The following is a 14,540-nucleotide window of genomic DNA, read 5'->3' as shown; positions in this document are numbered from 1 at the left end:
AAGAAGATTGAACTATACAGGCAAAATAATTTCGCTTGCGTTTCCCGATACTTTTGTTCGTTTTTCTGATGAAAAAAATGCTTCAAGTTTATTGCAATTGTTTGGCTTGGGTAAGAATGGAGTTATTAAGGCGGGGCACGCAGCTTTTGTGCTTATCGAAAATAAAACTGGTATTGCAGAATATTATGATTTTGGACGATATATAACACCTCACGGAAAAGGAAGGGTTAGGAGTGCTATTACAGATGTAGAGCTGGAGATACCATTTAAAGCTACGTTTACTACAGATGGTAAATTGGCTAATATCAACGAATTTTTGTTATGGTTAGAAAAGCATCCTGAAAAAACTCATGGCAGTGGACGTTTGGTGGCGTCTGTATGTGATTATATTTTCTACGATAAAGCAAAAAAATATGTTCTAGAAACACAGGATAGAGGAAGTATCCCGTATTCTACTTTTAGAAAAGAAGGGAGCAATTGCTCAAGAATAGTTACAGATACAATTTTGAAGAGTACCGATAATTCTAGAATAAGAACTCCTTTGTTGAGAAATAAATTATTTACTCCAAGTCCTTTGGGGAATGTTGAAAAAGGATCTATGGAGAATAAGATATACCAAGTAGAAAAGGGAGTTCTTGTGGAGTATCCAAATTCGGTCTTCAGGGAAAATCTCACTAATTATTTTGATAAAAAAATACCGCCATTTGAAGAAAAGAAAAAGGTCGTGGTGCCAGATTTTTTAAAAGATGCTCATTTTCTTTCTGGGATTGGAAGTAGTGCATATTTCATAATCAAGGAATCTTTGCAAAAACAACTTTTTGAAATCAGAAGATATACTGAATATGGAGAAGAAGATTTTAAAGGATTGTTTAGAGCAACAAGAGATGGTTTTGATATCACCAAAGAGCATCATTTTGTATATGATTCTAACTGTAAATATTGTCACATAGAACAAGATGAGAAAAGATTTAGGTTTGAACAGGTAGAAATTATTACTAATTAAGTGCAAAAGGGGCGCTTAACTTAAAACCGGGAATCATTACTTGAAATTTTCGAGTAGATGTAAAATTAACCATATTATAATGTCCTTTCATTGCTCCAAAAGGTGAGCTAAGTAAACATCCACTATTGTAAGAGTGAGATTCTCCAGGTTTTAGGACAGGTTTTTTTCCGATTACTCCTTCGCCTTCGACAATTTCGGTGTTATTAAGGGCGTCCTTGATCTCCCAAAAACGTGAAGTGAGCTGTACAGAATCTTTGCTTTGGTTTTCAATAGTAATGCGATAACCAAAGGCAAAGTGAATCTTGTAGTTCTTATAGAACGTGCCTTCAAAGGTGGTGTCCACCGAAATTTTTATACCTCTGGTAATTTGTTGAACCATATCAAAATATAAACACGGATCCTACTAAAGTTAGTACAGAACCTACACCTGCTAATATAAAAAATAATACATTCACTAACAGAAATTTAACAATAGTTTTACCTCTCCCTTGATTATAAAACTTTCGCATGGCTTTATACAGGTAAAATAAGAAAACAAGCATTGCGATATTAAAAAATGTATTGACGTTTGAGATTTTAGAAATTAGAATAGCGAGACCAATTACTATGAAAAACATGGTTTGCGTATGGAATATAAAAACTAGATGTTCCATATAATTGAAAGGTCTTCTAATGTATAAAAGCCAAATGCCTAAAGCAAAAAATGGCAGGAAGAAGAAAATTATAAAAGGTAATTTGTTAAATATGAATTCAAAAAACTCTTGCCCATAGTTTTCTTCTATTGATTTGGTTTTTAAAACTCTGTGATAAACGTATTTGTTAAGTTGGTTTTTTTTATGTTTTAATTCTGATAAAGCTCTATACGTAGATTTCTCTTCTGTTTTTTTATAATAATCTCTATACATTGCCCAAAGTTTAAAGCCTCTTTTAAAGAATCCGATACTATCGATTTGCTCTTGTGAATAATAGACAACTTCTTTGGGAGTATCTTCCTCAATATCTAAGAAAGAAAGTCCATCCGCATTTAGGATTTCTTGGCTAATTTTATCTTTTTCAGATTCAGGGATGCCATTAGTTGTTAATATTTGATCACTAATTTTTTGCTTTGTAGAATCATCCATTTTGATACTTTCTTTGATCTCATCGATGGCTTCTTTTCCGAATTTAGCTTTATCTTCCATTTCTGTTCTATAGCCATCAAAATCAATAAATAAACCATTAATGATAAAAAATATGATAGAAACACTAAGGTAGAATCGAAATGGATTAGCGTATTTTACTCGTTTACCTTGAATGTATTCTTTTGAGATTTTTCCAGGTTTAAAAAGTAATGCAATTATAGTGTGTCTTAATCGGGAATCATAAGAAAAAATACTGGCAAAAAACTCACTAAAAAAATCTTTAAGAGATAATCTCTTATTGGTGTTTATTTGTCCGCAATGATTGCAGTATCTATCTATAATGTCCAAAGGAACTCCACAGTTAAGACATTCGTCTCCTCTGTACTTTTTAAGAAATCTCCCCGTTTCTTTCATTTTTTTAGTTGTTTAGCCGGTAGGGGTCTAAAATAGGAGGAGTTTATTACAATCCCAAAAAATAAATTAGGAATTATTTTAGTTTGTAATATTTGCTGAGTTAGCTACGCCTTTTCCGATAGCTCTGTCATAACGTGCGCCCGGGGCACGATAATAAGGTATCACGGTGTATTCGTTTTCGGTTTCATCAAAATTGCCACTTATAAATCCAGGATCTATAGTTCCATCTGGTCTAAGTAATACATACTTATAGTTATAAAATCCTTGCTTGAATAGTCTTTTGTTGTAATATATGGCGTCTTTCTCATTATATTCGAGAAGAGTAGATTCGTCTAAGGTGTAATTATTAAAATTACCATAAAGATGAATTTTTCCACCGTCGAGAGGTTCATAGCATTCCAAAAAGAAATGCATCCAAACATAATCAGCTTCAACATTATTATCCTCTGCATCAAGATTTCGAATCACAAAATTTCCATTAATATCTGGATTATAGGTGTATTTTCTATTTGCTCTTACAATATTTGGATATAAATAGTTGTGGTAAATTCCGTCTAGTTCAATTCTTCGGGTACTCACTGTGGAAGCTCTGATGTCCTTACTGTCAAAAAATAAAAATTCATTTCCTCCCCAAAAACTGGATTCCTGATCGTATTTATATACGAGTTTATCTGCAATGGTGAATTGAGGTTTTAGATTGGTAATTCCTCTGTTAATGTCATTGTTCTTCATGACTAAGGTCTTTACCGTTTGTTTGGGGTTTCTTAGAATTTCTCTAGCAGAATTTATTTCAAATTGAACAGATTGTTTTGTGTTGATGTATTTTAAGTCCCTTGATCTCTTAGTGTATACTTTTACAGTAGTAAGAGGTTCGTAAACTATAAATTTCCTTGAAAATACGACTTCATCATCGTCGTCGTAGATTTCTATTAGGTAGTTTCCGCTTACTTTAAGTCTTCTGGTATCTTCATTAGGGATGTTTAATGTATAGTGGCTATACATTTGTAGCGTGTTGAATGAGTTTTCATAGGTTACAATTCTAATTTCGTCAAATCCATCCAGGTATTCATTTTTGTATAGAGCAGAAGGAGTCCAATCAAAATTATAATGACTTATTCTATAGTAGTAATCCGATTCATCTCCTGTAGTGTCATCAAAAGCAATACTTATGGGTTCTCCTATTTTTAAAATAGGTACCCCCGCGAATTCTGCATCAGTAAGAAATTGAATGGTGTTGATATGACTTGCAGCTGGAGTTTCTTTGATTATGGGCTGAGTATAAGAGGTATAGCAAGCCGCAATAGAAAATATAAAAAAGAATAAAATTTGTCTAAGTTTTTCTGGCATTATAAATAATGATTTCAGGTGTAAATATAAACAAATAGAATAGAGTTTTATTGCCTGCAAGATGGTTAAAGGAAATGTGTTTACTTCTTTTTGTTCTAAAAACTCTTTGTGAGATGAACTTTCAATTTTGTTTTATTTTTTTGACTGGTAATTTAAATATGGATGCACAGATATTGTTTTGTTAATTATTTGGATAGTGGTATTTAAATTTGAAGAAATATGAAATGTATGTGATAAAGGATACGGTAAGAGATTGTATATTTGCCTCATAAAGTAGATGTTGTTTTTTTGAATCAAAAAAACACTTATTTAGAAACGTTATAAATAAAATCTTATAACAGAACCTGCTTTCACTTACGTGTTTTAATTAGTAAATTTGCACGATTTTTTTAGTTAATTAACATAGACTACAAATATGTCAAAAGACATTCGTATCAGAAAGGGCTTAGACATTAAGCTTGTTGGCGAAGCAGAGAAAGTTACTGTAAATGCCACTACAAGTAATGTTTACGCAATTAAGCCTGACGATTTTCACGGTATAATCCCCAAAGTTATTGCCAAACAAGGGACAGAAGTTAAAGCCGGCGAACCACTTTTTCACTCAAAATCTAATGAAAATATGCTTTTTCCTTCTCCAGTAAGTGGAGAGATTTTGGAAATAGTGCGTGGTGCCAAAAGAAAGATTTTAGCTTTCAAAATTCTAGCAGATAAAGAACAGCAATATGCAGACTTTGGTGCAAAAGATGTAAATGCTATGGATGGTGATGCTATAAAGGCACACTTATTGGCTTCGGGATGCTGGCCTTTTATTAAGCAACGTCCTTATGATGTCATTGCAAATCCTGACGCTACTCCAAAAGCTATTTTTATCTCTGGTTACACTACAGCTCCTCTTGAAGCAGATAATGACTATGTGTTGACAGGGAAAGAGAATGAACTCCAGGTAGCAGTTACGGCATTAAGTAAACTAACCAAAGGAAATGTTCATGTATCTGTTGGGAAAAATGGAAATTCTCCATTAGCAGGTTTAAATAATATTTCAGTTCATAGGGTTTCAGGTCCTCATCCAGCAGGAAATGTAAGTGTGCAAATAGCTAAGATAGATCCTATTAATAAAGGAGAAGTAGTTTGGACAATAAGCCCACAGGATCTTTTGATTATAGGAGAGTTGTTGCTTACAGGGAAATTTAATGCAGAAAGAACAATTGCTTTGGCAGGTTCTTCGGTTAAAACACCTAAGTACTATAGAACCAAAATAGGAGCTGAAGTAGCTTCTGTAGTGTACAATTCTGGAGTTATAGATGAAGGAAATATTAGAGTGATTAGCGGTAATGTTCTTACCGGTGAAAACGTAAAGCCCGATGGTCATCTTGGGTATTATAATAGTAGTATAACGGTAATTCCTGAAGGAGATGATTATGAATTCTTTGGATGGAATAAACCTGTTTTTAATAAAATATCACCGTCTAGAGCGCTTACTTTTTCTTGGTTGTTTCCAAATAAAAAATACGATCTAAATACCAATACAAATGGTGAACATAGAGCATTTGTAGTTACTGGAAACTATGAGAGTGTATTTCCTTTAGATATTTACCCATTACAATTACTTAAGGCTTGTGCGGTAAATGATCTGGATGCAATGGAGCAGTTAGGTATGTATGAAGTTGCTCCTGAAGATTTTGCCCTGACTGAATTTATATGTGTTTCTAAACAACCACATCAGCAAATCATAAGAGAAGGGTTAGACTTAATGTTAAAAGAAATAGGATAGTGCTATGGGATTAAAAGATAAATTACATAAACTAAAACTTAAATATAAAGGCAAAAAAATGGCCCCTGCATTCAATGCAATCCATACTTTCTTGTATTTGCCTAATGAGACTACTCATTCTGGAGCTCATGTTCGTGGAGCAGATGATTTAAAACGAACCATGAATACTGTAATCATGGCGTTACTACCATGTTTAATTTTTGGAATGTTTAATGCAGGATATCAACATCATCTTGCAGAAGGAGAAATAGAAGCTGTAGCTAACGGGTTTTTTAGTGCAGGATTCTGGTCAATAGATAATCTTGTTGTAGGACTTTGGAAGGTATTGCCGTTAGTTGTTATTTCTTACGGAGTTGGACTTGGAGTAGAATTTCTATTCGCAGTAATAAAAGGACACGAAGTAGAAGAAGGGTATTTGGTTACAGGAATGTTAGTACCATTAATCGTTCCGATAGATACACCATTATGGATGTTGGCAGTTGCAGTAATCTTTGGAGTAGTAATTGGTAAAGAGGTATTTGGAGGAACAGGTATGAATATACTAAATCCAGCCCTTACTATAAGAGCATTTTTGTTCTTTGCTTATCCAACATGGATGTCTGGAGATAAAGTATGGGTACACGGTGCTGTAGAAAGAGCTAACGAGATAGCCGGTGGAGCACAGTTAGATGCAATATCAGGTGAAACTGTCCTGGGAAGCTTGGCACAAGGAAAAGAAATTTCATACTCAGTTGCTGATATGTTTTTAGGGTTTATTCCTGGTTCTGTAGGTGAAACTTCTGCGTTATTGATTTTACTAGGAGGATTGTTTTTGATCTTTACCAAGATTGGAAGCTGGAGAATTATGGCAAGTGCAGTTCTTGGAGCATTAGCTATGGGATTAATTTTTAACGGAGTTGTAAGCGCAGAATGGATTAGTGAAGGAAGTAAATTCTATAGTTTGATGAGTACAGAATTCTGGCATCATTTAATTATAGGTGGTTTTGCTTTTGGGGTTGTATTTATGGCTACCGATCCAGTAACTGCTTCGCAAACAAACAAAGGGAAATGGATATATGGATTCTTGATTGGATTTATCTCTATATTGATTAGGGTATTCAATCCAGCATATCCAGAAGGAGTAATGCTAGCAATTCTATTAATGAACGTATTTGCTCCAACGATCGATCACTATGTGGTTCAGGGTAATATCAAGAAAAGAATGAAACGTTTAAAACTAAAAACGGCTTAATCATGGCGATGAATACAGATAAAAATTCATATACGATCATATTTGCCATTGCAATGGTAGTTGTGGTCGGTTCATTATTAGCATTTACTGCATCTTCATTAAAAGACAGAATAGATGCCAATAAGCGTACAGAAAAACAACAGAATATTTTATTTGCAATGGGTGTTGCAGATACAGAGGATTCTAATGAATTTGTACCAGCAGAAAAAGCTCAGGAGTTGTTTGATAAATATGTAGGTGATGAACAGTATATTATTACTGGAAGTTCTGCAGAGAAAACAAGTGATGCTTTTAGTATTGAGGTAAAAAAAGAAAACGATAAAGTTAAGCAAGATCCTAATTACCAGAGAAAAATGCCTTTGTTTATAGGGAAGAAAGATGGTCAGGAATACTATGTGGTTCCTATGAGAGGTAATGGTCTTTGGGATGCGATTTGGGGTTATGTTTCTTTAGATAAAGAATTCAAGACAGTTAAAGGAGCGTTCTTTGATCATAAAGGAGAAACACCAGGTTTAGGAGCAAATATAAAGGAAGCATATTTTAGAGATGATTTTATAGGAGAAAGCATTTTAGATGCTTCAGGAAACTATAAAGGAATTACTGTGAAAAAAGGAAATGCAGATCCTAAAAATGTGGATAAAAGTGATAATGAAGTAGATGCCATGGCTGGAGCAACAATTACAGGCGATGGCGTTACGGCAATGGTAAAGAAAGGAATAAAGATGTATCAACCTTATTTCGAAACTTTAAAAAAATAACAAATGGCTGAAGTAACAGAAGAAAAAGTTAAAGTAAAAGAGCCTAAAGAGCCTTTGTTTTCAAAGAAAAACAAGAAATTACTTACAGATCCTCTTGCTGATAATAACCCAATTACAATACAAGTATTAGGTATTTGTTCTGCATTAGCGATTACAGCGCAATTAAAGCCATCCATCGTTATGGCAATCTCAGTAATTTTTGTTTTAGGAATAGGAAATGTAGTCATCTCTTTAATGAGGAATATCATTCCATCCAAAATTAGAATTATTGTTCAATTGGTTGTGGTAGCTGCACTTGTAATCGTAGTAGATCAGGTGCTAAAAGCTTTTGCATATACACTAAGTAAAGAACTTTCTGTATTTATTGGTTTGATTATCACGAACTGTATTATTATGGGGCGTTTTGAAGCCTTTGCTTTAGGTAATGGACCTTGGAAATCTTTCTTAGACGGAATAGGAAATGCAGCCGGATATGGAGTCTTATTAGTGATTGTGGCATTCTTTAGAGAATTACTTGGATCAGGGACGTTATTCGGAGCTAAAGTGTTAGGAGATCCTATAGAAAAAACAGGATTGTATGCTTTGGGATACGAAAATAATGGTTTTATGGTATTAGCACCAATGGCGTTAATTACCGTTGGGATTATTATCTGGATCCAGAGAAGTAGAAATAAGGCATTAATCGAAGATCATTAAAATAAAGAAACATGGAATATTTAGAATTATTTTTAAAATCGATCTTTATAGATAATATGGTATTTGCATTCTTTTTAGGAATGTGTTCATACCTTGCTGTTTCCAAAAAAGTATCTACAGCAGTAGGTCTTGGAGCTGCGGTAATATTCGTATTGGCAATAACAGTACCATTAAACTTCTTATTAGACAAATACATTCTTAGAGAAGGAGCTTTGGTGTGGTTAGGGCCAGAATATGCAGATTATGATTTAAGTTTTTTGACTTTTATACTTTTTATTGCAACCATTGCAACAATGGTACAATTAGTAGAAATTATAGTAGAGAAATTTTCTCCATCACTTTATAATTCATTAGGTATATTTTTACCATTGATTGCTGTTAACTGTGCAATCTTGGGAGGGTCTTTGTTTATGCAGCAAAAAGAGTTTGCAACAATTACTCACGCTGGAGTTTATGGAATCGGATCTGGAATCGGATGGTTCTTGGCAATTCTTGCGATTGCGGCAATTCGCGAAAAGATCAGATACTCTAATGTGCCAGCTCCTCTTAGAGGGTTAGGAATAACTTTTATTCTTACGGGATTAATGGCTATTGGTTTTATGAGTTTTGGTGGAATGTTAACTGGTGGAGATGAAGAGGAGAAAAAAGAGACAAAATCAGTTCAAGTCGAAAAAGAAGAGACTACAAAAGAAGTAGCCGAAAATACTAACGTTACAACACTTAAATAATATGATATTTTTAGCATCTACCGGTGGTACAATAGCAATAACGATTATTTCGTTTTTGGTGCTGATTCTTGTTTTAGTAGGAATCTTATTATTTGCAAAAGATAAGTTACTGCCATCTGGACCAGTAAAGATTACCATTAATGGTGAAAAAGAAATAGAAGTAGCTTCAGGAGGGACATTATTATCTACTTTGGGAGCTCAGAAAATATTTTTACCCTCTGCTTGTGGTGGTGGTGGAACCTGTATTCAATGTGAATGCCACGTATTAGAAGGTGGTGGAGAAGCGTTACCTACAGAGACGCCTCATTTTTCACGAAAAGAATTGCAACATGGAGCGCGTTTGGCTTGCCAGGTTAAGGTAAAACAAAATATGAATATCGAAGTTCCGGAAGAGGTATTCGGGATTAAGAAATGGGAAGCTGAAGTAGTTCGTAATTACAATGTGGCTTCTTTTATTAAAGAATTTGTAGTACGTATTCCAGAAGATATGGGATATAAAGCGGGTGGATATATTCAGATCGAAATCCCACAATGTGAGATTAAGTATGAAGATATTGATATTACTGCCCATCCAGAAGAGCATGAGACTCCAGATAAATTCCAGGCAGAATGGGATAAATTTGGTCTTTGGCCATTAGTCATGAAAAATGACGAAACGGTAGAGCGTGCATATTCTATGGCTTCATACCCGGCAGAAGGAAGAGAAATAATGCTTAATGTACGTATTGCTACTCCGCCATGGGATAGAGCAAAGAATGGATGGATGGATGTAAACCCTGGGGTAGCATCATCTTATATTTTTGCTCAAAAACCAGGAGATAAAGTAGTTATTTCTGGCCCTTATGGAGAGTTCTTTATTAATGAATCTGAGGCAGAAATGCTTTATGTAGGAGGTGGTGCAGGTATGGCACCAATGCGATCTCACTTATATCACCTATTCAAAACCTTATCGACTGGACGTAAAGTGACCTATTGGTATGGTGGACGATCTAAGCGGGAGTTGTTTTATCTGGATCATTTCTATGACTTAGAAAAAAGTTTCCCTAACTTTAAGTTCTACCTTGCACTTTCTGAGCCTTTGGAAGAAGATAACTGGAAAGTGAAAGCAGATATTGATGCAGAGGGAGATGGATTTGTAGGATTTATTCATAATTGTGTTATAGATAATTATCTAAATCATCACGAAGCTCCAGAAGATATTGAGCTGTATTTCTGTGGTCCACCATTAATGAACAAAGCTGTTCAAAAAATGGGTGAAGATTTTGGTATCCCAGATGAGAATATCAGATTTGATGACTTTGGAGGGTAAAATATAGTATTGATCAATATTTTCTTCTAAGTAGAGAAAATATATAAATGATTCACGGGAAACCGGTATAAGTAATTATATCGGTTTTTTTATTTTTGGATAAATCTGTTTTCTATGATGAAATATGATATTCTTAGGGTTTTAATATTTGTAATTCTGTGCACTGGTTTATTAACTTGTTCAACATTATATTCCCAAAACATAAAAATATCCAGAGACTCTTTGGTTAATATCATTGAATTTGATGGGGCTTTTTATAATAAATATACGTTAAAGCGATTGATAGTAGATACTTGCAAAGCCTCTAGTGTTTTACGAAGTAAAAATCAAAATTATTCAGAAAACAACCTTATTGATAACAATGATCATACCGCGTGGGTTGAAGGTGCTTTGAATGCTGGTATTGGAGAAAAAATTCGGATTACTTTTAAGAATAAAAATGCTTTGCCTTATGCAATTAAGTTAGTTCCAGGATATTTAAAATCTGAAGAAATTTGGTATAAGAATAATAGAGTTGCTAATATTACTATCAGAACCGTAGGAAAAGAGGGAGGTTCAGAATATATAATTGATGAATGGAAAGATGTGAGTTTTAGAAGAGATTCTTTATCTAAAGTTTCGATTTCTCCCGTATATATTGATATTAGCCAAAATTATATTCAGCATATGGGGTATAACGATTTTGTGGCCATAGAATTCGAAATTATGGAAGTTGATAATGTTGGAGCGATATATAATGACACATGTATTTCAGAAATAAGTTTTTATGAAATTAATGAACTAATCAAAAGATATTCTCCCGAAGAATATCAAAAAATAAAGAATTAATAATCTTGATGTTATGATGAAGAAATATATAATATCTCTGACTATAATAGTCATTTTGTTTTTGATATTTAGAAATACATCAAAAGGTAAAATGGTAACTAACCACATAAAATCAGTTGTAAGTAATGTGGTTACAGATGCTGATTATATTAATACTAAAGGAGATTCTATATCAACAAGAGTTATTGTTCCCAAAGGATATAGTAGAGTTAAGTATGCTGTAGGCTCGTTTCAAGAGTATCTTCGTCATTATAGGTTAAAACCTTATGGTAGTAAAATTATTAATTATGACGATAGTGAGTATTTTGCACAAGATTGGCATGACGCAATTTTAGAAGTTCCTGTTCCGTCTAACGGATTGCAACAATGTGCAGATGCATTAATGAGGATAAGATCAGAGTATTTGTGGGAGAAAAACAAAAAAGATAAAATAGGGTTTAATTTTACTTCTGGACATTATTGTTCGTGGATCAAATATGCAGAAGGTTTTCGACCTAAAATAAAAGGAAATAAAGTAACATTTTACAAAACAGCAAGTCCCAACCATTCCAAAGCAAACTTCTATACATACTTAAATCTGATTTATACCTATGCAGGAACAATGTCGATGCATAATGAACTGAAAAAAATACAAGTTAAGGATGTTCGAATCGGAGATATGTTGGTTAAACCAGGTTCCCCAGGACATATTGAAATCGTAGTAGACGAAATCCAAAATGCAGATGGGGATAGAATGTATCTTCTGGCTCAAGGAAACACACCAGCGCAGAATGTTTGTTTGCTTAAAAATTTTGAAAACACTAAATTTTCTCCCTGGTATAGGTTTGATAAAAATGAACCTGTATATACCCCTAGTTATTATTTTGATAAAGCAATATTCGTTCGGTTTAAGTAATTTTTACAATATCCTATTTAGAATTGATTTTTTGATAAGAATAGTATAGAGAAAAGGTTTGAAACTAAAGTATAATTTATTTCAAAATAATATCTTTGTATCCCTATGACAAGGACACTCACCAAACAAGAATTACATAATCTTGCAATGAATATTGTAGGAGAAGAATTAGAAAAAAGAGGATTTGAATTTATTGCTATAAATAGCAAATTAGGGAAGCATCCGCAATTTGTTTGTGTCGACCCATCTAATCAACGATATTTTGTTCTTGTTAAAGCAGTTTCTTATCCTGATAATCCTCATAACTATGACATGATCTGGATGGAATCATTTAAAAAACATGCAATAGAACAAGAAGCAAAGGTGTTTTATGCCGGAGTGGGGTTGCAAAATCCTGATAACCCTAATAAACCTGTATTACTAAATGAAGAATATGTTTTAGAATATGCCGGTCTGCAAGTAATAGAAACTCATCTGAACTGAGAAAGATTATGATTAGAAAACTAAATGTTTTATTAGTACTCTTATTAGCTATTGTTTCATGTAAAAATGAAAAGAAATTAGAACTTAATTACACTAGTGGAAAAGCTTTTGGAACTACGTTCTCTGTTCAATTTATAGATCGACAAGAATTAGATTTCTCTCATTCTTATGATAGTCTTATATCAGTGATTAATACTTCGATGTCTACCTATATTGATGATTCTGATATCTCCAGAATTAATAGTGGAGATACGATGGTTACTATTGATAAGCATTTTATAAATGTTTTTAAAGCGTCTAAGAGGTTATATGGCGAAACAGAAGGGGCTTTTGATCCTACTATTGGTGTTTTAGTAAACGCGTGGGATTTTGGGCCAAAAGGGAAAATAAAGTCATTAGATAGCCTTAAAATAGATAGTTTGCTAGTATCTGTTGGTTTAGATAAGGTAACTTTGAAAAATGATAAGATCATAAAGGATAATCCCAATACATATATTGATTTTAATGCTTTAGCCAAAGGATATGCTGTTGATGTGTTTGCGAATTTTCTTGAAGATAAGGGGTTTGATAATTACTTGGTAGAGATAGGGGGCGAAATTAGAGGTAAAGGAAGTAATGTGATCAAACAAAAACCATGGAGAATAGGAGTGGAAGACCCTAATTTTGACGAAAAACAATCATATAGTAAGGTGGTCGCATTAAAAAATGAAGCTATGGCTACTTCTGGGAGTTACCGAAAATATAAGATAGATGAAAAAGGAAATCGGTACGCGCATATCATTAATACTACAACCGGGCATCCACATAAATCTAATCTGTTAAGTGTATCTATATTGGCAACTACTTGTATGGAGGCAGATGCATATGCCACAGCGTTAATGTCGATGGGACTAGAACGTTCAAAAGAATTTTTGAAAAATCATCCAGAGCTCAAAACATATTTTATTTATGAAGATGAGAACAAGGAACTCCAAACGCTTTCTCTAAACGGTTTTCCAGAAGAGTAAGAAAGTGACCGTTACCTCCTTTTTTATAAATATTAAGTAACGATCACTTTGACTAATCTATAAATTTGAACTAATGGATAATGTTTTAGATTGAGCTCCAGTCAACCCAAGAGTTGGACTATAAGTTATTATTACACTAACTGCATAAGCCTGCAATCCTCGGGAGCTTTCATAAGCCTGATGAGTTGTTACGTATCTGTCAGAATTTTGATCATATCCTGAGCCTTCAGTAATTGTGATATTAGATCTCGACCAGTCAAACTGCCAATCATCTTTGCACTTGCATTTAAATACTTTGCATTTTTTCTTCTTTTTATTTATATCACATCTTGTATAACGAATAGATTGAAATCCACTATTGTAAGGGTTACAAACAGAATTCACAATATAATTTTTAACCTTTGCTTTTACCGAAAAATAGATGCCAAATTTCTCGTATTCTAATTTTACCTTAGCTGAATAAGCTTTTTCATTATACTCATACCTATTATCTCCACATTTTTCTCTTGCATCATTTTTTCCACTTGCGCTACTGCAAGCGGCTTTTGAAGAATTACCATCTCCATTGGTTTCGTATAAGTAAATACCCTCTGCCAGTGTAGTATCGTTTTCCTCGCATAGTTCTAATAACTCAGCTACATTATAATCGAAAGAAAAAGAAAACACATCTTGATCATCTTTTTTACCATTATACATCAATTTAAGAGTGTTCTGGTCAGAGTTTTCTGAAACAAAAACTGTTTTGGTAATAAGATCTAATCTTACTATATATTTACCTAATTTGATAAAACCTTGGTCATTAATAAGATCATATATTTTTAAATCCATTTCTTCTTCATCAATGAAGTTTATCATTTTTGAAATTGAAGTTTTGCTTGCTTTTGCTTGCCGAAAAGAAGTGAATGATGAAGATTTAATTAGGGAACTAAACTTTTGTTCGTTGTAATTG

The 14,540-nt window shown here is 33.5% G+C and carries 15 protein-coding genes; 11 read left to right on the top strand and 4 right to left on the bottom strand.

Translation table 11 applies throughout. The annotated features are described in order from the left end of the window. Nucleotides 1-7 precede the first annotated feature (7 nt). Nucleotides 8-1,003: a DUF6695 family protein gene (locus FOF46_RS15600; protein WP_109438704.1), complete on the top strand. Its 996-nt coding sequence runs from the start codon at nt 8-10 to the stop codon at nt 1,001-1,003. Here the strand turns inward: FOF46_RS15600 and apaG are convergent. The 3 genes from apaG to FOF46_RS15585 all read right to left on the bottom strand — a co-directional run bounded on the left by apaG (nt 996) and on the right by FOF46_RS15585 (nt 3,885). Next, a complete protein-coding gene (gene apaG / locus FOF46_RS15595; protein ID WP_109438703.1) occupies nt 996-1,382 on the bottom strand; it encodes a Co2+/Mg2+ efflux protein ApaG in 387 nt (128 codons plus the stop codon). The two genes, FOF46_RS15600 and apaG, sit on opposite strands and share 8 nt — an antisense overlap. 1 nt (nt 1,383) lies before the next feature. Then, entirely contained in the window at nt 1,384-2,538 is a 1,155-nt protein-coding gene (locus tag FOF46_RS15590) for a DUF3667 domain-containing protein (protein WP_143917093.1), read from the bottom strand. Nucleotides 2,539-2,616: 78 nt separating this feature from the next. Then, a complete protein-coding gene (locus tag FOF46_RS15585; protein ID WP_143917092.1) occupies nt 2,617-3,885 on the bottom strand; it encodes a type IX secretion system plug protein in 1,269 nt (422 codons plus the stop codon). Nucleotides 3,886-4,300: 415 nt separating this feature from the next. On the opposite strand from FOF46_RS15585, the gene FOF46_RS15580 reads away from it, so the two are divergent. The 10 genes from FOF46_RS15580 (at nt 4,301) to FOF46_RS15535 (ending at nt 13,591) form a co-directional block, all read left to right on the top strand. Then, nucleotides 4,301-5,656 carry a Na(+)-translocating NADH-quinone reductase subunit A gene (locus tag FOF46_RS15580; protein WP_109438700.1) on the top strand — a complete coding sequence of 452 codons (1,356 nt, stop codon included), beginning with the start codon at nt 4,301-4,303 and terminating at the stop codon, nt 5,654-5,656. A gap of 4 nt (nt 5,657-5,660) precedes the next feature. Further along, a complete protein-coding gene (locus FOF46_RS15575) occupies nt 5,661-6,887 on the top strand; it encodes an NADH:ubiquinone reductase (Na(+)-transporting) subunit B (protein WP_109438699.1) in 1,227 nt (408 codons plus the stop codon). 2 nt (nt 6,888-6,889) lie between these two features. Beyond that, nucleotides 6,890-7,645 (top strand): Na(+)-translocating NADH-quinone reductase subunit C, encoded by a 756-nt coding sequence (locus FOF46_RS15570; protein ID WP_143917091.1) that lies wholly within the window; start codon nt 6,890-6,892, stop codon nt 7,643-7,645. A 3-nt stretch (nt 7,646-7,648) separates the two neighbouring features. After that, the gene (locus FOF46_RS15565; RefSeq protein WP_109438697.1) at nt 7,649-8,341 is read left to right on the top strand and encodes an NADH:ubiquinone reductase (Na(+)-transporting) subunit D; all 693 of its coding nucleotides are present in this window, start codon (nt 7,649-7,651) and stop codon (nt 8,339-8,341) included. Between the two features lie 11 nt (nt 8,342-8,352). Continuing rightward, a complete protein-coding gene (nqrE, locus tag FOF46_RS15560; RefSeq protein ID WP_109438696.1) occupies nt 8,353-9,069 on the top strand; it encodes an NADH:ubiquinone reductase (Na(+)-transporting) subunit E in 717 nt (238 codons plus the stop codon). A 1-nt stretch (nt 9,070) separates the two neighbouring features. Next, a complete protein-coding gene (gene nqrF / locus FOF46_RS15555; protein WP_143917090.1) occupies nt 9,071-10,378 on the top strand; it encodes an NADH:ubiquinone reductase (Na(+)-transporting) subunit F in 1,308 nt (435 codons plus the stop codon). A 114-nt stretch (nt 10,379-10,492) separates the two neighbouring features. Next, complete coding sequence (locus FOF46_RS15550; RefSeq protein ID WP_143917089.1) at nt 10,493-11,206, top strand: NADase-type glycan-binding domain-containing protein; 714 nt, start codon at nt 10,493-10,495, stop codon at nt 11,204-11,206. Between the two features lie 13 nt (nt 11,207-11,219). Beyond that, nucleotides 11,220-12,101: a DUF4846 domain-containing protein gene (locus FOF46_RS15545; protein WP_143917088.1), complete on the top strand. Its 882-nt coding sequence runs from the start codon at nt 11,220-11,222 to the stop codon at nt 12,099-12,101. A gap of 105 nt (nt 12,102-12,206) precedes the next feature. Next, the gene (locus FOF46_RS15540) at nt 12,207-12,584 is read left to right on the top strand and encodes a Na(+)-translocating NADH-quinone reductase subunit F (protein ID WP_109438692.1); all 378 of its coding nucleotides are present in this window, start codon (nt 12,207-12,209) and stop codon (nt 12,582-12,584) included. An 8-nt stretch (nt 12,585-12,592) separates the two neighbouring features. Then, a complete protein-coding gene (locus FOF46_RS15535) occupies nt 12,593-13,591 on the top strand; it encodes an FAD:protein FMN transferase (RefSeq protein ID WP_143917087.1) in 999 nt (332 codons plus the stop codon). Between the two features lie 57 nt (nt 13,592-13,648). Here FOF46_RS15535 and FOF46_RS15530 read toward each other — a convergent pair whose 3' ends face one another. Further along, nucleotides 13,649-14,446 carry a hypothetical protein gene (locus FOF46_RS15530; RefSeq protein WP_143917086.1) on the bottom strand — a complete coding sequence of 266 codons (798 nt, stop codon included), beginning with the start codon at nt 14,444-14,446 and terminating at the stop codon, nt 13,649-13,651. Nucleotides 14,447-14,540 lie beyond the last annotated feature (94 nt).

Source organism: Aquimarina algiphila, from assembly GCF_007489275.1.
GTDB lineage: Bacteria > Bacteroidota > Bacteroidia > Flavobacteriales > Flavobacteriaceae > Aquimarina > Aquimarina algiphila.
This window is presented reverse-complemented; position numbering and strand designations above follow the sequence as displayed.

What these genes read in the sequence shown, in the direction of transcription:
- apaG (WP_109438703.1), bottom strand. Translation starts at nt 1,382, where the DNA reads ATGGTTCAACAAATTACCAGAGGTATAAAAATTTCGGTGGACACCACC.
- FOF46_RS15590 (WP_143917093.1), bottom strand. Translation starts at nt 2,538, where the DNA reads ATGAAAGAAACGGGGAGATTTCTTAAAAAGTACAGAGGAGACGAATGT.
- FOF46_RS15585 (WP_143917092.1), bottom strand. Translation starts at nt 3,885, where the DNA reads ATGCCAGAAAAACTTAGACAAATTTTATTCTTTTTTATATTTTCTATT.
- FOF46_RS15580 (WP_109438700.1), top strand. Translation starts at nt 4,301, where the DNA reads ATGTCAAAAGACATTCGTATCAGAAAGGGCTTAGACATTAAGCTTGTT.
- FOF46_RS15575 (WP_109438699.1), top strand. Translation starts at nt 5,661, where the DNA reads ATGGGATTAAAAGATAAATTACATAAACTAAAACTTAAATATAAAGGC.
- FOF46_RS15570 (WP_143917091.1), top strand. Translation starts at nt 6,890, where the DNA reads ATGGCGATGAATACAGATAAAAATTCATATACGATCATATTTGCCATT.
- FOF46_RS15565 (WP_109438697.1), top strand. Translation starts at nt 7,649, where the DNA reads ATGGCTGAAGTAACAGAAGAAAAAGTTAAAGTAAAAGAGCCTAAAGAG.
- nqrE (WP_109438696.1), top strand. Translation starts at nt 8,353, where the DNA reads ATGGAATATTTAGAATTATTTTTAAAATCGATCTTTATAGATAATATG.
- nqrF (WP_143917090.1), top strand. Translation starts at nt 9,071, where the DNA reads ATGATATTTTTAGCATCTACCGGTGGTACAATAGCAATAACGATTATT.
- FOF46_RS15550 (WP_143917089.1), top strand. Translation starts at nt 10,493, where the DNA reads ATGATGAAATATGATATTCTTAGGGTTTTAATATTTGTAATTCTGTGC.
- FOF46_RS15545 (WP_143917088.1), top strand. Translation starts at nt 11,220, where the DNA reads ATGATGAAGAAATATATAATATCTCTGACTATAATAGTCATTTTGTTT.
- FOF46_RS15540 (WP_109438692.1), top strand. Translation starts at nt 12,207, where the DNA reads ATGACAAGGACACTCACCAAACAAGAATTACATAATCTTGCAATGAAT.
- FOF46_RS15535 (WP_143917087.1), top strand. Translation starts at nt 12,593, where the DNA reads ATGATTAGAAAACTAAATGTTTTATTAGTACTCTTATTAGCTATTGTT.
- FOF46_RS15530 (WP_143917086.1), bottom strand. Translation starts at nt 14,446, where the DNA reads ATGATAAACTTCATTGATGAAGAAGAAATGGATTTAAAAATATATGAT.